The 21257-nt window shown below is 70.0% G+C and carries 29 protein-coding genes; 26 read left to right on the top strand and 3 right to left on the bottom strand.

Annotated elements, in window-relative coordinates; genetic code table 11:
• Positions 1–44: 44 nt before the first annotated feature.
• The 21 genes from rplN to truA all read left to right on the top strand — a co-directional run bounded on the left by rplN (position 45) and on the right by truA (position 12524).
• The gene (gene rplN, locus NDAS_RS25395) at positions 45–413 is read left to right on the top strand and encodes a 50S ribosomal protein L14 (protein WP_013156121.1); all 369 of its coding nucleotides are present in this window, start codon (positions 45–47) and stop codon (positions 411–413) included.
• Between the two features lie 3 nt (positions 414–416).
• Complete coding sequence (rplX, locus tag NDAS_RS25400; RefSeq protein ID WP_013156122.1) at positions 417–722, top strand: 50S ribosomal protein L24; 306 nt, start codon at positions 417–419, stop codon at positions 720–722.
• Positions 722–1297 carry a 50S ribosomal protein L5 gene (gene rplE / locus NDAS_RS25405; protein WP_013156123.1) on the top strand — a complete coding sequence of 192 codons (576 nt, stop codon included), beginning with the start codon at positions 722–724 and terminating at the stop codon, positions 1295–1297. The genes rplX and rplE overlap by 1 nt, the downstream gene beginning before the upstream one ends.
• 13 nt (positions 1298–1310) lie before the next feature.
• A complete protein-coding gene (locus NDAS_RS25410; protein ID WP_013156124.1) occupies positions 1311–1496 on the top strand; it encodes a type Z 30S ribosomal protein S14 in 186 nt (61 codons plus the stop codon).
• Positions 1497–1766: 270 nt separating this feature from the next.
• On the top strand, positions 1767–2165 hold the full coding sequence (gene rpsH / locus NDAS_RS25415) for a 30S ribosomal protein S8 (RefSeq protein ID WP_013156125.1): 399 nt from the start codon (positions 1767–1769) through the stop codon (positions 2163–2165).
• Positions 2166–2182: 17 nt separating this feature from the next.
• Positions 2183–2719: a 50S ribosomal protein L6 gene (gene rplF / locus NDAS_RS25420; RefSeq protein WP_013156126.1), complete on the top strand. Its 537-nt coding sequence runs from the start codon at positions 2183–2185 to the stop codon at positions 2717–2719.
• A gap of 2 nt (positions 2720–2721) precedes the next feature.
• Complete coding sequence (rplR, locus tag NDAS_RS25425) at positions 2722–3102, top strand: 50S ribosomal protein L18 (RefSeq protein WP_013156127.1); 381 nt, start codon at positions 2722–2724, stop codon at positions 3100–3102.
• A gap of 49 nt (positions 3103–3151) precedes the next feature.
• Positions 3152–3754: a 30S ribosomal protein S5 gene (gene rpsE / locus NDAS_RS25430; protein ID WP_013156128.1), complete on the top strand. Its 603-nt coding sequence runs from the start codon at positions 3152–3154 to the stop codon at positions 3752–3754.
• Between the two features lie 2 nt (positions 3755–3756).
• Positions 3757–3942 (top strand): 50S ribosomal protein L30, encoded by a 186-nt coding sequence (gene rpmD, locus NDAS_RS25435; protein WP_013156129.1) that lies wholly within the window; start codon positions 3757–3759, stop codon positions 3940–3942.
• Positions 3939–4403: a 50S ribosomal protein L15 gene (gene rplO, locus NDAS_RS25440; RefSeq protein ID WP_013156130.1), complete on the top strand. Its 465-nt coding sequence runs from the start codon at positions 3939–3941 to the stop codon at positions 4401–4403. The genes rpmD and rplO overlap by 4 nt, the downstream gene beginning before the upstream one ends.
• A 278-nt stretch (positions 4404–4681) precedes the next feature.
• A complete protein-coding gene (secY, locus tag NDAS_RS25445; RefSeq protein ID WP_013156131.1) occupies positions 4682–5995 on the top strand; it encodes a preprotein translocase subunit SecY in 1314 nt (437 codons plus the stop codon).
• Positions 5996–6655, top strand: coding sequence for an adenylate kinase (locus tag NDAS_RS25450; protein WP_013156132.1), 660 nt, complete (start codon positions 5996–5998; stop codon positions 6653–6655).
• On the top strand, positions 6655–7479 hold the full coding sequence (map, locus tag NDAS_RS25455; protein ID WP_013156133.1) for a type I methionyl aminopeptidase: 825 nt from the start codon (positions 6655–6657) through the stop codon (positions 7477–7479). The genes NDAS_RS25450 and map overlap by 1 nt, the downstream gene beginning before the upstream one ends.
• A 60-nt stretch (positions 7480–7539) precedes the next feature.
• A complete protein-coding gene (locus NDAS_RS25460) occupies positions 7540–8004 on the top strand; it encodes a DUF1707 domain-containing protein (RefSeq protein WP_013156134.1) in 465 nt (154 codons plus the stop codon).
• A 300-nt stretch (positions 8005–8304) separates the two neighbouring features.
• A complete protein-coding gene (infA, locus tag NDAS_RS25465; protein ID WP_013156135.1) occupies positions 8305–8526 on the top strand; it encodes a translation initiation factor IF-1 in 222 nt (73 codons plus the stop codon).
• 47 nt (positions 8527–8573) lie between these two features.
• Positions 8574–8687, top strand: a complete 114-nt coding sequence (gene rpmJ, locus NDAS_RS28270; protein ID WP_013156136.1) for a 50S ribosomal protein L36 — start codon at positions 8574–8576, stop codon at positions 8685–8687.
• Between the two features lie 220 nt (positions 8688–8907).
• Positions 8908–9288, top strand: a complete 381-nt coding sequence (gene rpsM, locus NDAS_RS25470; protein ID WP_013156137.1) for a 30S ribosomal protein S13 — start codon at positions 8908–8910, stop codon at positions 9286–9288.
• Between the two features lie 71 nt (positions 9289–9359).
• Positions 9360–9764 carry a 30S ribosomal protein S11 gene (gene rpsK, locus NDAS_RS25475; RefSeq protein ID WP_013156138.1) on the top strand — a complete coding sequence of 135 codons (405 nt, stop codon included), beginning with the start codon at positions 9360–9362 and terminating at the stop codon, positions 9762–9764.
• A 173-nt stretch (positions 9765–9937) separates the two neighbouring features.
• A complete protein-coding gene (locus NDAS_RS25480; protein ID WP_013156139.1) occupies positions 9938–10960 on the top strand; it encodes a DNA-directed RNA polymerase subunit alpha in 1023 nt (340 codons plus the stop codon).
• Between the two features lie 70 nt (positions 10961–11030).
• On the top strand, positions 11031–11570 hold the full coding sequence (rplQ, locus tag NDAS_RS25485; protein WP_013156140.1) for a 50S ribosomal protein L17: 540 nt from the start codon (positions 11031–11033) through the stop codon (positions 11568–11570).
• A gap of 114 nt (positions 11571–11684) precedes the next feature.
• Positions 11685–12524 carry a tRNA pseudouridine(38-40) synthase TruA gene (gene truA, locus NDAS_RS25490; RefSeq protein WP_013156141.1) on the top strand — a complete coding sequence of 280 codons (840 nt, stop codon included), beginning with the start codon at positions 11685–11687 and terminating at the stop codon, positions 12522–12524.
• A gap of 153 nt (positions 12525–12677) precedes the next feature.
• Here the strand turns inward: truA and NDAS_RS25495 are convergent, their stop codons facing one another.
• Both NDAS_RS25495 and NDAS_RS29485 read right to left on the bottom strand, forming a co-directional pair.
• On the bottom strand, positions 12678–13346 hold the full coding sequence (locus NDAS_RS25495; protein WP_013156142.1) for an NUDIX hydrolase N-terminal domain-containing protein: 669 nt from the start codon (positions 13344–13346) through the stop codon (positions 12678–12680).
• 136 nt (positions 13347–13482) lie between these two features.
• A complete protein-coding gene (locus tag NDAS_RS29485; RefSeq protein WP_013156143.1) occupies positions 13483–14436 on the bottom strand; it encodes a hypothetical protein in 954 nt (317 codons plus the stop codon).
• A 1422-nt stretch (positions 14437–15858) separates the two neighbouring features.
• On the opposite strand from NDAS_RS29485, the gene rplM reads away from it, so the two are divergent.
• The 4 genes from rplM to NDAS_RS25525 all read left to right on the top strand — a co-directional run bounded on the left by rplM (position 15859) and on the right by NDAS_RS25525 (position 19617).
• Positions 15859–16308, top strand: a complete 450-nt coding sequence (gene rplM / locus NDAS_RS25510) for a 50S ribosomal protein L13 (protein ID WP_013156145.1) — start codon at positions 15859–15861, stop codon at positions 16306–16308.
• A gap of 37 nt (positions 16309–16345) precedes the next feature.
• Positions 16346–16855, top strand: coding sequence for a 30S ribosomal protein S9 (gene rpsI, locus NDAS_RS25515; RefSeq protein WP_013156146.1), 510 nt, complete (start codon positions 16346–16348; stop codon positions 16853–16855).
• Between the two features lie 165 nt (positions 16856–17020).
• Positions 17021–18358, top strand: coding sequence for a phosphoglucosamine mutase (gene glmM, locus NDAS_RS25520; RefSeq protein ID WP_013156147.1), 1338 nt, complete (start codon positions 17021–17023; stop codon positions 18356–18358).
• Between the two features lie 230 nt (positions 18359–18588).
• On the top strand, positions 18589–19617 hold the full coding sequence (locus NDAS_RS25525; RefSeq protein ID WP_013156148.1) for an ROK family glucokinase: 1029 nt from the start codon (positions 18589–18591) through the stop codon (positions 19615–19617).
• A gap of 68 nt (positions 19618–19685) precedes the next feature.
• On the opposite strand, the gene NDAS_RS25530 is transcribed toward NDAS_RS25525, so the two are convergent.
• Positions 19686–20279: a Uma2 family endonuclease gene (locus NDAS_RS25530; protein ID WP_013156149.1), complete on the bottom strand. Its 594-nt coding sequence runs from the start codon at positions 20277–20279 to the stop codon at positions 19686–19688.
• Between the two features lie 202 nt (positions 20280–20481).
• Between NDAS_RS25530 and NDAS_RS25535 the strand changes: the two genes are divergently transcribed.
• A complete protein-coding gene (locus tag NDAS_RS25535) occupies positions 20482–21255 on the top strand; it encodes an SDR family NAD(P)-dependent oxidoreductase (RefSeq protein WP_013156150.1) in 774 nt (257 codons plus the stop codon).
• Positions 21256–21257: the final 2 nt, after the last annotated feature.

Below are 21257 nucleotides of genomic sequence, written 5' to 3' on the forward strand. Positions count from 1 at the left end.
TAGCCGTGCGGCAGTGGACCGCACGCATCACATCAGGAGCAGACGTGATTCAGCAGGAGTCGCGACTCAAGGTCGCCGACAACACGGGTGCCAAGGAGATCCTCACCATCCGTGTTCTCGGTGGCTCGGGTCGGCGCTACGCCGGGATCGGCGACACGATCGTCGCCACGGTGAAGGACGCCCTGCCTGGCGCTGGAGTCAAGAAGGGCGACGTCGTCAAGGCCGTTGTCGTGCGCACCGTCAAGGAGCGCCGCCGGCCCGACGGCTCCTACATCCGCTTCGATGAGAACGCTGCCGTGCTCATCAAGGACGGTGGGGACCCGCGAGGCACCCGCATCTTCGGCCCGGTCGGCCGCGAGCTGCGTGACAAGAAGTACATGCGCATCATTTCGCTGGCGCCGGAGGTGCTCTAAGCGATGAAGATCAAATCTGGCGACGAGGTCATCGTTCTCGCCGGCAAGAACCGGGGTGCCACCGGCAAGGTCGTCAAGGCCCTGCCGAAGGAAGACCGTGTCGTTGTCGAGGGCGTCAACCTGGTCAAGAAGCACAGGAAGGCCAACCCGGCGGGCGGCCAGCAGGGCGAGGTCGTCACCAAGGAGGCCCCGATCCACGTGAGCAACGTCGCGCTCGTGGAGGACGGCAAGGCCACCCGGGTCGGCTACCGCTTCGAGGAAGACGGAACCAAGGTTCGCGTCTCCCGCCGCACCGGTAAGGACATCTGATGACGGTTACCAACGACATCACCGCCCCTCCGATGCCGCGGCTCAAGGAGAAGTACCGTAACGAGATCGTTGCCGCCCTCAAGGAGGAGCACGGCATCGGCAACATCATGCAGGTCCCCGGTCTGACGAAGATCGTGGTCAACATGGGTGTTGGCGAGGCGGCTCGTGACGCGAAGCTGATCCAGGGCGCGATCGCCGACCTGTCGGCGATCACCGGCCAGAAGCCGCGGATCAACCGGGCCAAGAACTCCATCGCGCAGTTCAAGCTGCGCGAGGGCCAGCCGATCGGCGCCAGCGTCACGCTGCGCGGCGACCGGATGTGGGAGTTCCTCGACCGGCTGCTCTCCCTGGCCCTGCCCCGTATCCGGGACTTCCGTGGCCTGTCCCCGAAGCAGTTCGACGGGAACGGCAACTACACCTTCGGGCTGACCGAGCAGGTCATGTTCCACGAGGTGGACCCGGACAAGGTCGACCGGCAGCGTGGGATGGACATCACGGTCGTCACCACCGCCACGAGCGACGAACAGGGCCGCAGCCTGCTCAAGCGGCTCGGTTTCCCGTTCAAGGAAGCCTGAGGGGTAAGCACACATGGCCAAGAAGTCCCTGATCGCGAAGTCGCAGCGGAAGCCGAAGTTCGGCGTTCGCGCGTATACTCGATGCTCGCGGTGCGGCCGCCCGCGCGCCGTCTTCCGGAAGTTCGGCCTGTGCCGTATCTGCTTCCGTGAGATGGCCCACCGGGGCGAGCTGCCCGGTATCACCAAGTCGAGCTGGTAGTTTCCGGCGGGGCCGACCGTTCGCCCACCCCTGGGCGCACGGAGTCGGCCCCCCGAAGCGCCATCCTCGGCGCGTACAGCGTCCGTGACCGCACGATGCGGCACGGTCCGGCAACATCCAACCACCAGGGCACGGCAGTCCCGAAGGGGACCGCGGTGCCCACGACCACGCCGTAGGTCCGTTTGTGCACCTTCGCGGGAGTACCCGCGCAAGGGCAGGCTCTGGGAAAGCCCGCACTCGGAAACCGCGGTGAGGAAGGGCCAGTCGGCCATGACGATGACCGACCCGATCGCAGACATGCTCACGCGTCTGCGCAACGCGAATTCGGCTTACCACGACACCGTGGCGATGCCGTATTCCAAGATCAAGGCGCACATCGCCGAGATCCTCCAGCAGGAGGGCTTCATTCAGGGCTGGCGGACCGAGGAGGCCCCCGTGGGCCAGAACCTCGTCCTGGACCTGAAGTACGGCCCCACCCGGGAGCGTTCCATCGCGGGCATCCGCCGGGTCTCCAAGCCCGGTCTGCGGGTGTACGCCAAGAAGGAGAACCTGCCGCGGGTGCTGGGTGGCCTCGGCGTGGCGATCATTTCGACGTCCGGCGGCCTGATGACCGAAAAGCAGGCCAAGAAGCGTGGCGTGGGCGGCGAAGTCCTCGCCTACGTCTGGTAACAGGGAGAGATTGAAGCATGTCGCGAATCGGTCGACTGCCGCTCTCGGTCCCCAAGGGCGTCGAAGTCACGATTAACGGGCAGGACGTCACCGTCAAGGGTCCGAAGGGCGAGCTGAAGCACACCGTCGCCGAGCCGATCACCGTGGCCCTGGAGGACGGGGTCGTCACGGTGGCGCGTCCGGACGACAAGCCGGAGAACCGCTCGCTGCACGGTCTGACCCGTGCGCTCATCGCCAACCTCGTCGAGGGCGTGGCCAAGGGCTACACCAAGACGCTGGAGATCCACGGCGTGGGTTACCGCGTCCAGGCCCGCGGCTCCAACCTGGAGTTCTCGCTGGGCTACAGCCACCCCGTCGTGGTCGAGCCCCCCGCGGGCATCAGCTTCCGCGTGGAGAAGCCGACCATCCTCCACGTCGAGGGCATCGACAAGCAGCTGGTGGGCCAGGTCGCCGCGAACATCCGCGGTCTGCGTAAGCCTGACCCGTACAAGGCCAAGGGCGTGCGGTACCAGGGTGAGCACATCCGCCGCAAGGCCGGAAAGGCTGGTAAGTAGGCATGGGTAGCACCGTGAGCCGCAAGCGGACCACCAAGCGCGCCACCTCCCGTGCGCGCCGCCAGTTCCGCGTCCGCAAGAAGGTCGTGGGTACCGCCGAGCGTCCGCGCCTGGCCGTCTTCCGCTCCTCCAAGCACATCGTCGCGCAGGTGATCGACGACACCAGGGGTCACACCCTGGCCGCCGCCTCCAGCGTCGAGGCCGACCTGCGCGCCGACGAGGGCACCAAGTCCGACAAGTCCGTCAAGGTCGGTCAGCTCATCGCCGAGCGCGCCAAGGCCGCCGGTGTCTCCGCGGTCGTCTTCGACCGCGGCGGCAACCAGTACGCCGGTCGTATCGCCAAGCTCGCCGACGCGGCGCGCGAGGGCGGGCTGGAGTTCTAGCGATGACCTCTGCAACGGCCAAGATCAACCACGAGAAGAGGAACCACTGATGGCTGCAGCACCGCGGCGCGGCGCCGGTGGCGAGCGGCGTGATCGCCGTGACGATCGCCGCGGCGGCGCCGCAGACAAGGGTGTCTCCTACATCGAGAAGGTCGTGACCATCAACCGGGTCGCGAAGGTCGTCAAGGGCGGCCGTCGCTTCTCCTTCACCGCCCTGGTCGTCGTCGGTGACGGCAACGGCATGGTCGGTGTCGGTTACGGCAAGGCCAAGGAGGTCCCGGCCGCGATCGCCAAGGGTGTCGAGGAGGCGAAGAAGAACTTCTTCCGCGTCCCCCGCATCCAGGGCACGATCGTGCACCGGGTCCAGGGCGAGGACGCGGCCGGCGTCGTCCTGCTCCGTCCGGCCGCCCCGGGTACCGGCGTTATCGCCGGTGGCCCCGTGCGCGCCGTGCTGGAGTGCGCCGGCATCCACGACGTGCTGAGCAAGTCGCTCGGCTCGTCCAACCCGCTGAACATCGTGCACGCCACCGTGGCGGCTCTGAAGGGCATCAACCAGCCCGAGGAGATCGCCGCCCGCCGTGGCCTGCCGATCGAGGACGTCGCCCCGGCTGCCATGCTGCGTGCTCGCGCTGAGGCGAAGGCAGGAGCCTGACCATGGCCAAGCTCAAGATCACGCAGACCCGATCCAAGATCGGCGGCAAGGTGAAGCAGCACGCTGCTCTCCAGTCGCTGGGTCTGGGCCGGATCGGCAAGTCCACCGTCCGTGAGGACCGCCCTGAGGTTCGCGGGCAGATCACGATCGTCGCGCACCTCGTCTCTGTCGAGGAGGTTGCCGAATGAGCGACTACAACCCCGACGAGCTGCTCAAGCTGCACCACCTGCGTCCCGCCCCGGGCTCCAACAAGGCCAAGATCCGCAAGGGTCGCGGCGAGGCGTCCAAGGGCAAGACCGCAGGTCGCGGCACCAAGGGCACGAAGGCTCGTAACACCGTGCGTCCCGGCTTCGAGGGCGGGCAGATGCCCCTCATCCGCCGGGTGCCCAAGCTCAAGGGCTTCAGCAACGCCCGGTTCAAGACGACCTACCAGGTCGTCAACCTGGACCGGCTGAGCGAGCTCTACCCCGAGGGCGGCGAGGTCACCGTCGAGAGCCTGGTCGCCAAGGGCGCGGTTCGCAAGAACCAGCCCGTCAAGGTGCTGGGCACGGGTGAGATCTCCGTCGCCGTGCAGGTGAGCGCGCACGCGTTCTCCTCCTCGGCGAAGGAGAAGATCTCCGCCGCCGGTGGCTCCACCACCGAGCTGTAGGGGTCTTCCCCGCGATGAGCGACTGGGGGCGTTCGCCCGGCAGGTCTAGGACCGGCTGGCGGACGCCCCCACGCGTTGTGAGCGGTGATCGTTATGACTCACGAACTCAACTGCCGAGTGATCACTGTTACAGTGCCATCTGTTTGAGTTCATCGCTTGACGTACTGTGAATACTTCCGAGCAACGGGCGACCGCCCGGAGCTGACGTTCTACGACGATTCAGGATCGGCCGCGATGTCTGGAACCCGTTCCGCCGCCGAAGCTGCGCAGGAGGAGACGTGCTAGGTGCGTTCGTTCGTGCATTCCGCACGCCCGACCTGCGCAACAAGCTGCTGTTCACACTGTTCATCCTGACGATCTTCCGTCTGGGCTCGGTGATCCCGGCGCCGGGTATCAACTCCGCGGCGATCAGGGACCAGATGGAGGCGATCACCTCCTCGGACCAGTCCGGTGTGTACGCGCTCGTCAACCTGTTCAGCGGCGGTGCCCTGCTGCAACTGGCGGTGTTCGCGCTCGGGGTCATGCCGTACATCACCGCGAGCATCATCATCAACCTGCTCACGGTGGTGATCCCCCGTCTGGAGGCCCTCAAGAAGGAGGGCCAGTCCGGACAGAGCAAGATCACCCAGTACACCCGCTACCTGACGCTCATGCTCGGTGTCCTCCAGGCCACCAGCATCGTCGCCATGGCCCGGACGGGCGCCCTGTTCCAGGGGGCCATCCCGGTCAGCTCCTACATGCCCAACCAGGACATCCTCACCCTGGTGACCATCGTCTTCACGATGACGGCCGGTACCGCCATCATCATGTGGTTCGGCGAGCTCATCACCGAGCGCGGCGTGGGCAACGGCATGTCGCTGCTGATCTTCACCCAGGTCATCGCGATGTTCCCCTCCTCCATGGTCGCGCTGTTCCAGGAGCGCTCGATCTGGGTCTTCTCCCTCATCTGCATCGCCGGCCTGGTGCTCATCACCGCGGTGGTCTTCATGGAGCAGGCCCAGCGCCGCATCCCGGTGCAGTACGCCAAGCGCATGGTCGGCCGCCGCATGTACGGCGGCAGCTCGACCTACATCCCGCTGAAGGTGAACCAGGCGGGCATCATCCCCGTGATCTTCGCCTCCTCGCTGCTGTACCTGCCGCAGCTGCTCGTGGGACTCATGGGACAGGACTCCACCCATCCCGTGGTGACCTTCGTGCAGGACTACTTCCTCACCGGCACCCACCCCGTGTACATGGCGACGTTCTTCGTCATGATCATCGGCTTCGCGTTCTTCTACGTGGCGATTACCTTCAACCCCGCTGAGGTCGCCGACAACATGAAGAAGTACGGTGGGTTCATCCCGGGTATCCGACCAGGGCGTCCGACCGCCGAGTACCTCGACTACGTGCTGACGAGGCTGACGACCCCCGGATCCCTGTACCTGGGTGTGATCGCTCTCCTGCCGATGGTCGCCCTCGGCGCCACCGGCGCCAGTGCGAACTTCCCCTTCGGAGGGACGAGCATCCTGATCATGGTCGGCGTCGGGCTGGACACGGTGAAGCAGATCGAGAGTCACCTCCAGCAGAGGAACTACGAAGGTTTTCTGCGATAAATGCGAGCAGTATTGGTGGGGCCGCCTGGGGCCGGCAAGGGCACCCAGGCCCAGATCCTCGCGTCCGAGCTGTCGATCCCCAAGGTGTCCACGGGCGACATCTTCCGGGCCAACGTCAGCGGCAAGACCGACCTCGGCAAGAAGGCCAAGGAGTACATGGACCGCGGTGACCTCGTCCCCGACGAGGTCACCAACGCCATGGTCAGGGACCGACTGGCGCAGGAGGACGCCGCCGCGGGCTTCCTGCTCGACGGCTTCCCGCGCAACGTCCCGCAGGCCGAGACGCTCAAGGGCATCCTCGCCGACCTCGACACCACCCTGGACGTCGTCCTGGAGTTGAGGGTGGACGAGGAGGAGGTCGTCAAACGCCTCTCGGGCCGCCGCTCGTGCCCCGAGTGCGGCCAGGTGTACCACGTGGAGTACGACGCCCCGAAGGTCGCGGGCAGGTGCGACAACGAGGGCGCCGAGCTGTACCAGCGCGAGGACGACCGCGAGGAGACCATCCGGCACCGCCTGGAGGTCTACCGTGAGCAGACGGCTCCGCTGGTGCAGTTCTACGAGGCCGAGGGCCTGCTGGCCACCATCGCCGCCACGGGGTCCGTGGAGGAGGTGACGGCCCGCGCCAAGGCCGCCATCGACAAGGTCGGGGCCGGTTCCTGATGTTCGGCAAGAACGATCCGGACGTGCAGATCAAGACGCCGGAGCAGATCGCCAGGATGAGGGCGGCGGGCCAGGTCGTGGCCCGCGCCCTGGACACCCTCCGGGCCGCGGTGCGGCCCGGGGTGTCGACCCTGGAGCTGGACTCCCTCGCGGAGAAGGTCATCCGCGACGCGGGCGCCGTCCCCTCCTTCAAGGGCTACCACGGTTTCCCGGGCTCCATCTGCGCCTCGGTGAACGAGGAGGTCGTCCACGGCATCCCCAGCGCGCAGCGGGTGCTGGCCGAGGGCGACATCATCTCCGTCGACTGCGGGGCCATCCTGGAGGGCTGGCACGGCGACTCGGCGATCACCGTCGCGGTCGGCGAGGGCCGCCCCGAGGACCTGCGCATGATGGAGGTCTGCGAGGAGTCCATGTGGCAGGGGATCGCCGAACTGCGTCCGGGCAGGCGCCTGGGTGACATCGGCCACGCGATCGGCGGCCACATCTCCCGCAACGGCGGCTACGGCAACGTCCGCGAGTACGGCGGCCACGGCATCGGCACCGAGATGCACATGGACCCGCACGTGCTCAACTACGGCAAGCGCGGCAAGGGCATGCGGCTGGTCGAGGGCATGTGCCTGGCGATCGAGCCGATGACCACCCTGGGCCGCCACGACGTGGTGCAGCTCGACGACGGCTGGACCGTGGTGACGCGCGACGGCGGTCGCGCCGCGCACTTCGAGCACACGGTCGCGGTGACCGCGGACGGGCCCGTCGTGCTGACCGCGCGCGAGTCCGACCGCGATAAAATCGCCGACATGGGGTTCGTCCAGCCGACCTGGTAGGGGTCTCGTCCCGCGCGGAGCGCGGGGGCCGCTTCCGGGCGAAGATGCGAGGTGCGCGCAGTGTCCGACCCGGTGCCGTCGATACGAACGTCCGACGCGGAACGCGACCGCGTGGCCCAGCTCCTCCAGGAGCACTTCGCCCAGGGGCGGCTGGACCACGAGGAGTTCACCGACCGCCTCGGCCGCGTCTACAAGGCCAGGACCACGGATGAGCTGGCCACGGTCACCAACGACCTCCCCGAGCGCGACCTCGCGGACATCCGCGGGACCTCCTCCCGGGACGAGGAGTTCGCGGTGGCCCCTCCGATCAGCATGCGCGACCCGGCGCTGATGGTGCCGTGGGCCCTCTACGCCGGGGTCAACATCCTGTGCTTCGTCATCTGGCTGATCCTGTTCCTCACCACCGACTACGACTACCCGTGGTTCCTGTGGGTCATGGGGCCGTGGGGCATCGTGATGGGCATGGTGACCGTGGGGGTCCTGGCCGGGCAGAAGCACCACTCCGAAGGCGACGGGACGCCCTAGGGCGGAGGCCCGTGCCCGCCCGCGTCCCGGTGCGGTAGTGTGCTCCGTTCGGCGGTTAGGAGCACTTGCCGGAAGGGGATAGACTGTCCATGCCCATACGCGGGCTGTTGGGTCAGTCTGCCTTCTTCGCGCCACGTCCTCCAACCGACGTTCGCCTTTTGCAGTTGGCCTGAACTTCCAGTGTCCCTCGGCGTCGGTGACGGCCATCCGCCGTTGCCGGGGCCGTAGCGTCATGCGGGGCCACTGGGGTCGCGTCGGGTTGTCCTGATCAACCAAACGATGAGCGAGGCGTGGAAGGACATGGCCAAGAAAGACGGCGCCATCGAGATCGAGGGTTCCGTTGTCGAGTCCCTACCCAACGCTATGTTCAAGGTAGAGCTCGACAACGGGCACCAGGTCCTTGCCCACATCAGCGGCAAGATGCGGATGAACTACATCCGTATTCTCCCCGACGACCGGGTCGTCGTGGAGCTGAGCCCGTACGACCTCACGCGCGGGCGCATCGTTTACCGCTACAAGTAGCCCCTCACGGGCCTCGCGGCCCGGGAGAGTATGAGTTCGGAGTCACCATGAAGGTCAAGCCGAGCGTGAAGAAGATCTGCGCGAAGTGCCGCGTGATCCGCCGTAACGGCCGGATCATGGTCATTTGCTCGGACCCGCGGCACAAGCAGCGCCAGGGTTAGTCACCCCCGCTCCGCTCGCCGCGGCTTCACACACCGCGATCGGCCCGGCCGGTGCGCCAGCACCGCACCGGGCGCACGACACAACGAAAACCTGTTCCGACTCCCGCCGCCAGTGCGGCGCGGGAGCCACCCCCGGTCGGAGGCCGGGGCCTCGTCGATTGGGCGACGAGAGGGTGGAACGGGCCAGACCTCCGCATAGGGCATTAGGAGTCTCGCCCACATGGCACGTATCGAAGGCGTTGACCTTCCCCGCGACAAGCGGGTGGAGATCGCTCTCACGTACATCTTCGGGATCGGGCGCACCCGCGCCCTGGAGACCCTGAAGAGCACCGGCGTCGACGGCAACACGCGCGTCTACGAGCTGACCGAGGAAGACCTCGTCAAGCTGCGCGAGTGGATCGGCTCGAACTACCAGGTCGAGGGTGACCTGCGCCGTGAGGTGCAGGGCGACATCCGCCGCAAGATGGAGATCGGTAGCTACCAGGGCATCCGCCACCGCCGTGGGCTCCCGGTCCGCGGTCAGCGCACGCAGACCAACGCGCGCACCCGCAAGGGCAAGAAGAAGACCGTGGCCGGTAAGAAGAAGGCCGGTAAGAAGTAGTCCGCTCGGACTGGACTGTAAACACGCGTCCGGGAACGACAACGGACCGATGATCTCTGGGAGTTTCGCTCATGCCGCCTAAGGGCCGTCAGGGTGCCGCGCGCAAGGTGCGCCGCAAGGAAAAGAAGAACATTGTCCACGGGCACGCTCACATCAAGAGCACGTTCAACAACACGATCGTGAGCATCACCGACCCGACCGGTGCCGTGATCTCGTGGGCCAGCTCCGGCCAGGTGGGCTTCAAGGGTTCGCGCAAGTCGACCCCCTACGCCGCGCAGATGGCCGCCGAGGCCGCTGCCCGCCGCGCCCAGGAGCACGGCGTCCGCAAGGTGGACGTCTTCGTGAAGGGCCCGGGCTCGGGCCGGGAGACCGCCATCCGCTCGCTCCAGGCGACCGGGCTGGAGGTCGGCTCCATCCAGGACGTGACGCCGGTTCCGCACAACGGCTGCCGTCCGCCCAAGCGCCGCCGGGTCTGATCCCGCACCGGCGCCCGCGCACCTACCCGCGCGGGCGCCGCGCCTGGTTCCGCGCGCTCCCCTGCGGGGGGACCGCGCGGACGGGGTAGGAATCCGAGTAGTGGACACCGATGTGGTGTCCGCCGGGTGGCCGTCAAATAGCGGGCGGCCATGTGGAAGGGAAGACACGGACCATGTTGATCGCACAGCGTCCCACGCTCACCGAGGAAGCCTCCTCGGACCTGCGCTCGAAGTTCGTCATCGAGCCGCTGGAGCCGGGCTTCGGCTACACCATCGGCAACTCGCTTCGGCGCACCCTGCTGTCCTCCATCCCCGGCGCGGCTGTCACGAGCATCCGCATCGAGGGCGTCGAGCACGAGTTCACCACCGTGCCCGGTGTCAAGGAGGACGTCACCGAGATGATCCTCAACCTCAAGGGCCTGGTCGTCAGCTCCGAGCACGACGAGCCGGTGCTGATGTACCTGCGCAAGCAGGGCCCCGGTGTGGTGACCGCCGCGGACATCGCTCCGCCGGCCGGTGTCGAGGTGCACAACCCCGACCTGCACATCGCCACGCTCAACGGCAAGGGCAAGCTGGAGATGGAGCTGACGGTCGAGCGCGGCCGCGGCTACGTCTCGGCGACGCAGAACAAGCAGGCGGGACAGGAGATCGGCCGCATCCCGATCGACTCCATCTACTCCCCGGTCCTGCGTGTGACCTACAAGGTCGAGGCCACCCGTGTCGAGCAGCGCACCGACTTCGACCGCCTGATCGTGGACATCGAGACCAAGCCGGCCATCCGTCCCCGGGACGCGGTCGCCAGCGCGGGCAAGACCCTGGTCGAGCTGTTCGGTCTGGCGCGTGAGCTCAACGTCGACGCCGAGGGCATCGACATGGGCCCGTCGCCCACGGACGCCGCCCTGGCGGCGGACCTGGCGCTGCCGATCGAGGACCTCAACCTCACGGTCCGGTCCTACAACTGCCTCAAGCGTGAGGGCATCCACAGCGTCGGTGAGCTGGTTGCCCGCTCCGAGCAGGACCTGTTGGACATCCGCAACTTCGGTGCCAAGTCCATCGACGAGGTCAAGCAGAAGCTCGTCGACATGGGCCTGTCGCTGAAGGACTCCCCGCCCGGATTCGACCCCAGCTCGGCGGCCGACTCCTACAGCTCCGAGGACGACGAGGGCGAGTCCTTCGTCGAGACGGAGCAGTACTAACCGACCTTCGTCGCCCACATGGTCCCCGGCCGAGTGCGGCCGCGGACCGCATCACTAGGAGAACGACACCATGCCCACGCCTACCAAGGGCGCCCGTCTGGGTTCCGGGCCCGCTCACGAGCGGCACATCCTGGCGAACCTCGCCACCTCGCTGTTCCAGCACGGCCGCATCCGCACCACCGAGGCCAAGGCCAAGCGCCTGCGCCCGTACGCGGAGAAGCTGATCACCCTCGGCAAGCGCGGTGACCTGCACGCCCGCCGCCAGGTCCTGACCAAGATCACGGACAAGGCCGTCGTGCACGAGCTCTTCACCGAGATCGGCCCGCGCTACGAGAACCGTCCCGGTGGCTACACCCGGATCACCAAGATCGGTCCGCGCAAGGGTGACAACGCCCCGATGGCCGTGATCGAGCTGGTCGAGGCCCTGAGCGCCCAGGCCGCCGCCCCGGCCGCCAAGCCCGCGGCGCAGGAGGCCGAGGAGCCCAAGGCCGACGCGACCACCGCCGTGGCGGACGAGGCCGGCGACCAGCCGGCGGAGGACACCACCTCCGACCAGACCGCCAAGGCCGACGAGACGGCCCAGGCGGAGGGCCCGGCTGACGACAAGTAGCGTGCGGGGCGCGGGGACGCGAACGCGTCCCGCGCACGCACCGCTCGGCGAGTGCCCGATCCCCGCGGGGGTCGGGCACTCGTCTTTTTCGTGGACGCGGAGGAGTGGCGGGTTATGGACGAGACGACGGTCCGGGTGCGGTTGGACGTGGCCTACGACGGCACGGACTTCTCCGGGTGGGCCGCGCAGCCAGGTCGGCGCACGGTGCAGGGCGAGCTGGAGGCGGCTCTGGCGCGGGTGCTGCGCCTGCCGGAGGTGTCGCTGACGTGCGCGGGGCGCACGGACGCCGGTGTGCACGCGCGGGGGCAGGTGGCGCAGGCCGACATCCCCGCGCGGACGTGGGAGAGCGAGGGGGAGCGCGTGCTCCGGCGCCTGGCCGGGGTGCTGCCCAAGGACGTGCGGGTGCGCGCGGCGCGGCTGGCGCCGCCCGGGTTCGACGCCCGGTTCTCGCCGCTGTTCCGGCGGTACCTGTACCGGGTGAGCGACGCGCCCTACGGGGTGGACCCGCTGCTGCGGCGGGACGTGCTGTGGCACCGCAGCCCGCTGGACGTGGACCGGATGAACGCTGCGGCGGAGCGCCTGGTGGGCGAGCACGACTTCGCGGCGTTCTGCAAGAGGCGCGAGGGCGCGACGACCATCCGGGAGCTGCTGCGCCTGGAGTGGACCCGGGTGGACGAGCACCTGCTGCACGGGACGATCCAGGCGGACGCGTTCTGCCACAACATGGTGCGCGCGCTCGTGGGCGCGCTCCTGGCGGTGGGCGACGGGCGCAGGGACGCGGACTGGCCGGGCAAGGTGCTCGGCGCCGGTACGCGGGACTCGTCGGTGCACGTGGTGGGGCCGCAGGGGCTCAGCCTGGAGGAGGTGCGCTACCCGGCCGACGAGGAGCTGGCCGTGCGCGCCTCGGCGACCCGCCGGGTGCGGGAGCTGCCGTGCCGGGGCCATTCGGACTGAGCGGCGGCTCCGAGAGCGCGGGCAGCACGAGGCGGCGGGGAGGGAACCCCCCCCCCTTTACCAGGCTAGAGTCGCGCCGGACTCCGCGAAAGCGCGGAATCCGGCCTGTGGACAAGGGGAGGGGCACCGGTCTCCCGGATGCCCCCCGTGGCCTCAGTCGACGTGTGCCGGTCCCGGATCCATCCAGTGCCGGTGCAGCAGCGCGATCTGCTCGGGCAGTACCCGCGACACCGACAGCTCGGGCAGGTCGTCCACGTCGAACCATGCTCTGGCGCTGGTCTCGGCGCTGCTGAAGGCGCGGTCGCTGGTCCCGTCGCTGCTGGAGGCGGGGGCGGGGTCGGTCAGCGGCGCGCACACGAAGAGGAGCTTGTAGATGTGGCGGTCGTAGACCGGCACGTGGGGCCACAGGTGGCGGTCGAGGACCCCGGCGAGGTGGACCGCCCGCACGGCCAGCCCCGCCTCCTCGCGGACCTCGCGTTCGATCGCCTGCCTGGGGCTCTCCAGGACGTCGCACCACCCGCCGGGCAGGGTCCAGCGGTGGCCGTCCGAGATCTCGCGGACGAGCAGGACCCGGCCGGAGGGGTCGAAGACGCCGCCGCGCACGTCGAGCTTGGGGGTGGTGTAACCGGCTGCCGAGGCCACCTCGCGCTCGTACCCGGGGAGCTCCCCGGCGGCCACCATCTGCATCAGGTCGCGGGCCAGGGCGCCGACGCGGTGGAACCGCCCGATGTCGAACTCGTTGGTGCTGTACGCCAGCCCCGACTCCGACTGCGCCGTCAACTCCATCGCGATGCGCCGGATCCGTTCGGCGGGTTCTGTCATCGTCACGCTCTCCTCCGGGGCTCGCGGACCGGCCCGCCGGGACTCCTGCCCGCCGCGGGCGCCGACGGAACCCGCCCGTGGACACGAAGAAGGGGCACCCGGACGCCGGGTGCCCCTCGCGGGTGCCGGTGACCGCTCAGCCGCGGTTCTCACTGAGGCTGGTGTGGGCCTCCTGGAGGAAGCCCTCGCTGATGGCGCGCAGCTCGGTGGCGGACTCGCTCTCGGCGCCCTCCTCGGTGCCGTCGCTGTTGGCCGCCAGGGAGAAGAGCAGGTAGCGGCCCCACTGGCCGCTGCTGCCGTGGCCGCCGGAGTGCCCCAGGCGCTCGGCGGGGCTGCCCTCCTCGCCGGGCAGACCGGCGAACCACTGGGTGGCCACCAGGTCCTGTGCCTCCATCGCGGTGGCCGCCTCCTCGCCGGTGGGCATGGCGGCGACGCCCACGGTCACCGCGTGGCCCTCGTCCTCGCTGAGGTAGGAGGCGCGCACCATCTGGCGGCACTCGTTGTCGGCGAGCACCTGGCCGTAGTCGCCGTGGGCCCCGGCGGCGCAGTCCTCGGTGTCCTCGACGGCCACGCGGGTGAACGTGCCCTGGCCCTCGACCTCCATGCTCTCGGGGAAGAGGGCCTCGACGTCGAGCGCGCCCGGGTCGTCGGCCTCGTCGGCGACGGTCGTGGCGTTCGCACCGCCCGAGCCCATGCTGGTGGCGAGGAAGAACGTCCCGCCGCCCGCCAGGACCAGCAGCACGGCGAAACCGGCGATCATCATGATCCGGCGCTTGCGGGCGCGCGCGTCCGCGCCGCCGTCACCGTACCGGTAGTCGTCGTCGTTGTTGTAGCCGTCGTAGTCGTCGTAGTCGTTGATCCCCTGGGCGTCGAACTGCGCGGTGTCCACACCGGCGTCGTCGGGGACCTCGTCCCGGAACAGGGGACGGCCGCCGGGCGAGGCGGGGACGGGGCTGATGTGCTGCGTGGCGCCCATCGCGTCCGGGGGGAACACGGGCTCCTCCCGGCCGGGCGCCGGGAGCGCGGCGGGGGGCTGCTGCGGGGCCTGGAAGGCCTGCTGGGCGGACGGGGGAGCCGAACCGGGGGGCATGCCCGGGGGAGGGCTGACGGGCGCTCCGGGGTGGCCGGGAGCGCCGGGACGGCCCTGCGGTACGCCCTGCGTGCCGGGGGGGAACCCCGGGACGGGGCCCTGGGGTCCGGGCCGCTGGCCGGGGGCGTGCGGCGGCACGGGGGCGCCGGGAGGGAGGGCCCCGGGCGGAAGGGGCTGGCCGTGCTGTCCGGGCTGGCCCGGGGCGGCGTTCTGTCCGGGGGGTACGTGCGGGCCCGACGGCTGACCCATGCCCGGGTGGCCGCCGGTGGGGGCCTGGTGCGGGGGGTGCGCGCCCGTGGGCGCCCGCATCGGCGCCTGGCCGCCGGTGGGGGCTCCGTGCGGCGGGAACTGGCCGCCGGTGCCCTGCTGCGGCTGTCCGGGGTGCACGGGCGCCTGCTGCCCGCCGGCGCCCTGCTGGGGCTGCCCCGGAAGCGCGGGGGTCTGGCCGCCGGTGGGCGCGCCCACCGGGCCGCCGGGGTAGCCGGGCGCGCCCTGGGGCTGCCCTCCGTGGCCGTACGGCGGGATCTGGGGGTTCTGGGGGTGCTGCGGGCCGCTCGGGGGCTGGGGCGGAGCCTGCGGGCCGCTCGGCCCGCCCTGACCGCCGGGGTAGCCGGGCGCGCCCTGGGGCTGCCCTCCCTGGCCGTACGGCGGGATCTGGGGGCCGCTCGGCTGCGCGGGGGAGTGGTGGTGCTGCGGGTACGGGGGATGCTGGCCGGACGGGGGCGCGCCGTGTGTCTGCTGCGGCCCCGATGTGGGATGCTGGCCCTCGGCGTGGGAGGGCGATGACCCGAGCAGGTCCTGGCCGTCACCGGCCTCCGGTCCGACGGGTCTGCCGTCGGGACCGTACTGTGGCTGGTTCGGATGGGTACTGATGGGAGTCTCCGAGGGCTCTGGGGGTGGGACTGGGCCGCGGTCCACCGGCACGTGGCCTGGGCCGCGCGGTGCCGTCCGTTCCGGGTTCCCGTGGTGTCGGCGACCGTGACGGGCGTCTCCAAGGTCGCGTCGGTGCCCGTCATCACGGGAGCAGACCGGCCTTTCGGTGCAAGCGTAGCCAACGCGGGGGCGGGAACAGGACGAAGCACTCCCGGCAACGGGCATAATAAAAGACGGAGAGGTCACGGATGTGACCCCGTGCCGGTGTTTTCCCCGCCGAGCGCGGTCCGGCCGGTCCGCCCCGCCGCTGGCTTTGACCTGCGCGGCGGTGGCCAGGTAGGATATTCCGTCGTTGTGCGTTGAGTTGCCGTGGGCCCCGACCACCGGGCGCCGATCCACGCACCATCGTCTGCGCACTCACCATTCGGAGAGTCCTGTGACATGGCACGGGATATCCGGCCAGACGCCCCCGCAACCGCGGGTGTGTATACGAGTCCCCCATTCCCGCACGGGATGGGGCAGCCGACTGAAGAGCGAAGGCAAACGATCGTGCGCACATACAGCCCCAAACCAAACGATGTCCAGCGTCAGTGGCACGTTGTCGACGCTACCGATCTCGTGCTCGGGCGTATGGCGAGCCAGGTTGCCACGCTGCTTCGGGGCAAGCACAAGCCGTACTACGCGCCCCACATCGACACCGGCGACTTCGTGATCGTCGTGAACGCCGACAAGGTCGCCCTGACCGGCAAGAAGCTGGAGCAGAAGCGCGCCTACCGCCACTCCGGCTACCCGGGCGGCCTGCGCTCCGTCTCCTACGCCGACCTGCTGGAGAAGAACCCCGAGCGGGCCGTCGAGAAGGCCGTCAAGGGCATGCTCCCCAAGGGCTCCCTGGGCCGCCAGATGGCCAAGAAGCTCAAGGTGTACGCCGGTCCGGAGCACCCGCACCAGGCCCAGCAGCCGGTTGCGTTCGAAATCACCAAGATCGAGCAGCCCGCCTAGGCGTTCGCAGACTTTTACAGAGAGCACGAGGAGAACCGTGGTCGAGCCCACCGGCATCGAAGACGTCGAGCAGGAGTACGTGGAGAACCCGGAGGAGTTCCCCTCCGAGTACACCAGCGAGTCCGACGAGAACGCCGCCGCCTACGTCCCCACCGCGTCCGGCCCCAGCGCCGGTACCGGTCGCCGCAAGCAGGCCGTCGCCCGTGTCCGCATCGCCCCCGGTTCGGGCGAGTGGAAGGTCAACGGCAAGTCGCTTGAGGCGTACTTCCCGGACAAGGTCCACCAGCAGACCATCAAGGAGCCGTTCGTCTCCCTCGGGTTCGACGGCGCCTACGACGTCTTCGCCCGTCTCGACGGCGGCGGCACCAGCGGCCAGGCCGGCGCCCTGCGTCACGGCATCGCCCGCGCGCTGGCGTCCCTGGACCCGGAGAACAACCGCCCGACCCTCAAGAAGGCCGGTTTCCTGACCCGCGACGCCCGCGAGGTGGAGCGCAAGAAGGCCGGTCTCAAGAAGGCGCGCAAGGCTCCCCAGTTCTCCAAGCGCTAGTGCTCATGCGCCGGCACCCGCTCGGCTGAGCTTCGGCCCGTACGCCGTTCCCACCACCGGGGACGGCGTACGGGCTTTCGGTTTTCCCGGTGGCTTGTCTGGGCCACCCTCGCTACTCCACCGGCGCCGTGACCCGGCGCCGTCGTCGAAAGGGGCTGTCCGCCTGTGGCTCGGCTGTTCGGAACAGATGGTGTACGCGGTGTCGCCGGTCGGGACCTGACCGCCGCCCTCGCGCTGGAGCTGTCCGTCGCGGCGGCGCGGGTGCTGACCCGCGGCGGCGACGGGGCGCGGCCCAAGGCCGTGGTGGGCCGCGACCCGCGCGCCTCCGGCGAGTTCCTCGAGGCCGCCGTCGTCGCGGGCCTGGCCAGCACCGGTGTGGACGTGGTGCGCGTGGGCGTGCTGCCCACCCCGGCCGTGGCCTACCTGACCGGCGCGCTCGGCGCCGACTTCGGCGTGATGCTCTCCGCCAGCCACAACCCGGCCCCCGACAACGGCATCAAGTTCTTCGCGCGGGGCGGCCAGAAGCTGGAGGACGCCCTGGAGGAGGAGATCGAGGGCATGCTCGGCGTGCCCTCCACCCCCGCCGTGGGCGACCTCGTCGGCCGGGTCACCGACGCCGACGACGGCGCCGAGCGCTACGTCGAGCACGTGCTGGCCTCGGTGCCCCACAGCCTCAAGGGCCTCAAGGTCGTGGTGGACTGCGCCAACGGCGCCTCCGCCCTGGTCGCGCCCGAGGCGCTGCGCCGCGCGGGCGCGGAGGTCGTGGCGATCGGTGACCAGCCGGACGGCCACAACATCAACGACGGGTGCGGCTCCACCCACCTGGAGGTGCTCCAGGAGGCCGTCCGCCTGCACGGCGCGGACGCCGGTATCGCCAACGACGGCGACGCCGACCGCTGCCTGGCCGTGGACGCCGAGGGCCGCGTGGTGGACGGCGACCAGATCCTGGCGATCCTGGCCACCGAGGCCAAGGAGGAGGGCAGGCTCGCCCAGGACACGCTCGTGGTCACGGTCATGTCCAACCTGGGCCTGAAGCTGGCGATGGAGCGGGAGGGCATCACCGTGGTGGAGACCGCGGTGGGCGACCGCTACGTGCTGGAGGAGATGAAGCGCGGCGGGTTCGGCCTGGGCGGTGAGCAGTCCGGGCACGTGATCCTGCTGGAGCACGCCACCACCGGAGACGGCGTCCTGACCGGCCTGCACCTGCTGGCCGCGATGGCCCACCGCGAGCAGGGCCTGGCGGAGCTGGCCAAGGTGATGACCCGCCTGCCGCAGGTGCTCGTCAACGTGCCCGACGTGGACAAGGCCCGCGCCAAGGACTCCGCGGAGCTCGCGGCGGCCGTGCGCGAGGCCGAGGAGGAGCTGGGCGAGACCGGCCGGGTGCTGATCCGGCCCAGCGGGACCGAGCCCAAGGTCAGGGTCATGGTCGAGGCGCCGGAGCAGGAGCAGGCCACCGCGGTGGCCGAGCGGCTGGCCGCCGTGGTGCGCTCCGCACTCGGCTGAGGGCGGGACTCCTTCGGGGGCTCAACGCCCCGTGCTCGGGCGTCTCGGAGGGGGAACCTCCGGTGCCTGCCGTGCGGTGGCCCGTTCCTGGCGATCGCGCGTCCGACACCCCCAGGACCCCACCGGCGCCCGAGCCTCCACGCGCGTCCGGGCACGCGGACGGCCGGGCGCGCGTTCTCATGTGTGGCTGACCCGCGGAGCGCGGGTCCGGGACGCTGGAGTTGGTCACGGTGGCGGACACGCGGTACGGGCACGCCCTGACGATCGGGGTGGACATCGGCGGGACGAAGGTCGCCGCCGGTGTGGTGACGCCCGGCGGGCGCATCCTGGCCAGGCTGCGCACGGAGACCCCCGAACGCAGCAAGAGCCCGGCGGTTGTGGAGGACACGATCGTCTCGGTGGTGCGGGAGCTGCGCCGGGAGTTCCGGGTGCGCGCCGTGGGCGTGGGCGCCGCCGGTTTCGTCGACGAGCGGCGGGCCAACGTGCTGTTCGCCCCGCACCTGTCCTGGCGCCGGGAGCCGCTGCGCGAGGCCCTGGCCCTGCGGCTGGGGCTGCCCGTGGTGGTGGAGAACGACGCGAACGCCTCCGCCTGGGCCGAGGTGCGCGCCGGGGCGGGCCGGGGCGTGCACAACGTCGTGGTGGTGAACCTGGGCACGGGCATCGGCGGTGCGGTCGTGCTCGACGGGAACCTGCACCGGGGCCGGTACGGACTGGCCGGGGAGTTCGGGCACATGACGGTGGTGCCGGGCGGACACCGCTGCGAGTGCGGGAACCGGGGCTGCTGGGAGCAGTACGCCAGCGGCAACGCGCTGACGCGGGAGGCGCGGGAGCTGGTGGCCTCGCAGTCGCCGGTGGCGGACGCCCTGCACCAGGCGGTGGGCGGCGACGCCGCCCAGATCACCGGACCACTGGTCAGCGAGCTGGCGCGCAAGGGCGACCGCGCGTGCGTGGAGCTGATGCGCGAGGCCGGGCAGTGGCTGGGTTCGGGTCTGGCCAACCTGGCCGCGGCGTTCGACCCGGAGCTGTTCATCGTGGGCGGCGGCGTGTCCGAGGCGGGGGAACTGCTGCTGGAGCCCGCGAGGGAGGCGTTCGGGCGCAACCTCACGGGGCGCGGCTACCGTCCGGAGGCCCGGGTGGCGGCGGCCGAGCTGGGCAACGAGGCGGGCCTCATCGGCGCCGCGGACCTGGCCCGGGAGGCGCTGCCCCGGTGGCACCAGCGGCGCCGACAGCGCCGCCTGGGGCGTTTCGGCAGGAGTTAGGGCCGGTCGGTCCCGTCGGGGGCGGCGGCGCGCGGCCGGAGCGTGGCGCGCGCCGCGTTGCGCGGGACCTAGCGGGACAGCGCCCTCACGTCGATGTCGATCGGGAACGGCAGGTCCAGCTTGAGGCGTTCTCGAGCGACGGTGACAGGGATGTAGCGGGGTTCCTTCGTGCCGTCCAACTCGTAGACGTAGACAGCGGGTCCGTTCTCCTCGTGCTCTATCCGCCAGAAATGCGGGATACCCGCCTGCGCGTACTTGAGCGGTTTGGTGGAGCGATCCCGGTCCTGGGACTCCTTGGACACGATCTCCACAGTGAGGAGTACATCTTCGGGAGGGACGTGGGTGGCCTGGTACCAGTCGAGGTGCTCCTCGGCTCCCTCCGCGAACTCGTAGACGATGAGATCGGGCTCCGGGCGTTGGCGCTTGCCGAGCTTCATGGTCATTTCCGAGAGGACGTCGACGTTGGGAGGCGCCGCTTCCTCCAGACGGGCCGCGAGGCGGATCATGACCTTGGCGTGGAATCGGGTCTGGGGGGAAAGCAAGACAAGGGCTCCGTCGATGAGTTCCATCCGGGGCACTCCCGGGGGAAGGTTGTCCATGTCGTCGGCGGTCCAGCCGCCGGGCGGGGGCATGAACCAGTCGGGGAGCGGCTCAGCGGTCATCGAAACCTCCCGGGTCGATTCCTGAGCCCATGCTAATGCGGTCGTCATCGCCATGACAGGACGGTAGCGCTCCGTGACCACGGTGCACGGAGGTTCCGCGAAGAACTCCGGATTCCGGGTGAAAGTCCTGTTCGGAGGGGCTACCCGCAATTAACCGAACCTGGTTCTAGTGCGGAGGTCGCATCCTCTGTAGAGTTCCGCCATGGATCTCAACGCAATCTCCGCCCTCGTCTCGGGCGGCGCGAGTGGCCTGGGTGAGGCCACCGCCAGGGAGCTCGCCTCCGCGGGCGCGACCGTCGTCGTCGCCGACCTCAACGCCGAGCGCGGGGAGGCCGTCGCCAAGGAGATCGGCGGTGTCTTCGTGCGCACCGACGTCTCCCAGGAGGACCAGGTCAAGGCCGCGGTCCAGGCCGCCGTCGACACCGGCAAACCCTTCCGGGTGGCCGTGTCCTGCGCGGGCATCGGCTGGGCCACCCGCACCGTCGACCGCAGTGGAAACCCCCACGACCTGGACAGCTACCAGAAGGTCATCCAGGTCAACCTCATCGGCACCTTCAACGTGCTGCGCCTGGCCGCGGCCGAGATCGCCAAGACGGAGCCGGTCAACGAGGACGGCGAACGCGGCTCCATCGTCAACACCGCCTCCCTCGCCGGCATCGAGGGCCAGATCGGCCAGATCGCCTACTCCTCCTCCAAGGGCGGCGTCATCGGCATGACCCTCCCGGCCGCCCGCGACCTCGCGGCCGTCGGCATCACCGTCAACACCATCGCCCCCGGCATCCTGGAGACGCCCATCTACGGCGAGGGCGAGGCCGCCGAGGAGTTCAAGCGGCGCCTGGCCGCGCCGGTTCCCTTCCCCAAGCGCCTGGGCACCGCCGAGGAGTTCGGCCGGCTCGCCCGGGCCCTGCTGGAGATCAGCTACGTCAACGGCGAGGTCGTCCGCATCGACGGCGCGCTGCGCATGCCGCCGAAGTAGGG

The sequence above is a fragment of the Nocardiopsis dassonvillei subsp. dassonvillei DSM 43111 genome, from assembly GCF_000092985.1.
GTDB lineage: Bacteria > Actinomycetota > Actinomycetes > Streptosporangiales > Streptosporangiaceae > Nocardiopsis > Nocardiopsis dassonvillei.

Coding starts and splice junctions, on each gene's coding strand:
- rplX (WP_013156122.1), top strand. CDS start 417: ATGAAGATCAAATCTGGCGACGAGGTCATCGTTCTCGCCGGCAAGAAC.
- rplE (WP_013156123.1), top strand. CDS start 722: ATGACGGTTACCAACGACATCACCGCCCCTCCGATGCCGCGGCTCAAG.
- NDAS_RS25410 (WP_013156124.1), top strand. CDS start 1,311: ATGGCCAAGAAGTCCCTGATCGCGAAGTCGCAGCGGAAGCCGAAGTTC.
- rpsH (WP_013156125.1), top strand. CDS start 1,767: ATGACGATGACCGACCCGATCGCAGACATGCTCACGCGTCTGCGCAAC.
- rplF (WP_013156126.1), top strand. CDS start 2,183: ATGTCGCGAATCGGTCGACTGCCGCTCTCGGTCCCCAAGGGCGTCGAA.
- rplR (WP_013156127.1), top strand. CDS start 2,722: ATGGGTAGCACCGTGAGCCGCAAGCGGACCACCAAGCGCGCCACCTCC.
- rpsE (WP_013156128.1), top strand. CDS start 3,152: ATGGCTGCAGCACCGCGGCGCGGCGCCGGTGGCGAGCGGCGTGATCGC.
- rpmD (WP_013156129.1), top strand. CDS start 3,757: ATGGCCAAGCTCAAGATCACGCAGACCCGATCCAAGATCGGCGGCAAG.
- rplO (WP_013156130.1), top strand. CDS start 3,939: ATGAGCGACTACAACCCCGACGAGCTGCTCAAGCTGCACCACCTGCGT.
- NDAS_RS25450 (WP_013156132.1), top strand. CDS start 5,996: ATGCGAGCAGTATTGGTGGGGCCGCCTGGGGCCGGCAAGGGCACCCAG.
- map (WP_013156133.1), top strand. CDS start 6,655: ATGTTCGGCAAGAACGATCCGGACGTGCAGATCAAGACGCCGGAGCAG.
- infA (WP_013156135.1), top strand. CDS start 8,305: ATGGCCAAGAAAGACGGCGCCATCGAGATCGAGGGTTCCGTTGTCGAG.
- rpmJ (WP_013156136.1), top strand. CDS start 8,574: ATGAAGGTCAAGCCGAGCGTGAAGAAGATCTGCGCGAAGTGCCGCGTG.
- rpsM (WP_013156137.1), top strand. CDS start 8,908: ATGGCACGTATCGAAGGCGTTGACCTTCCCCGCGACAAGCGGGTGGAG.
- rpsK (WP_013156138.1), top strand. CDS start 9,360: ATGCCGCCTAAGGGCCGTCAGGGTGCCGCGCGCAAGGTGCGCCGCAAG.
- NDAS_RS25480 (WP_013156139.1), top strand. CDS start 9,938: ATGTTGATCGCACAGCGTCCCACGCTCACCGAGGAAGCCTCCTCGGAC.
- rplQ (WP_013156140.1), top strand. CDS start 11,031: ATGCCCACGCCTACCAAGGGCGCCCGTCTGGGTTCCGGGCCCGCTCAC.
- truA (WP_013156141.1), top strand. CDS start 11,685: ATGGACGAGACGACGGTCCGGGTGCGGTTGGACGTGGCCTACGACGGC.
- NDAS_RS25495 (WP_013156142.1), bottom strand. CDS start 13,346: ATGACAGAACCCGCCGAACGGATCCGGCGCATCGCGATGGAGTTGACG.
- NDAS_RS29485 (WP_013156143.1), bottom strand. CDS start 14,436: ATGCCCCCCGGTTCGGCTCCCCCGTCCGCCCAGCAGGCCTTCCAGGCC.
- NDAS_RS25530 (WP_013156149.1), bottom strand. CDS start 20,279: ATGACCGCTGAGCCGCTCCCCGACTGGTTCATGCCCCCGCCCGGCGGC.
- NDAS_RS25535 (WP_013156150.1), top strand. CDS start 20,482: ATGGATCTCAACGCAATCTCCGCCCTCGTCTCGGGCGGCGCGAGTGGC.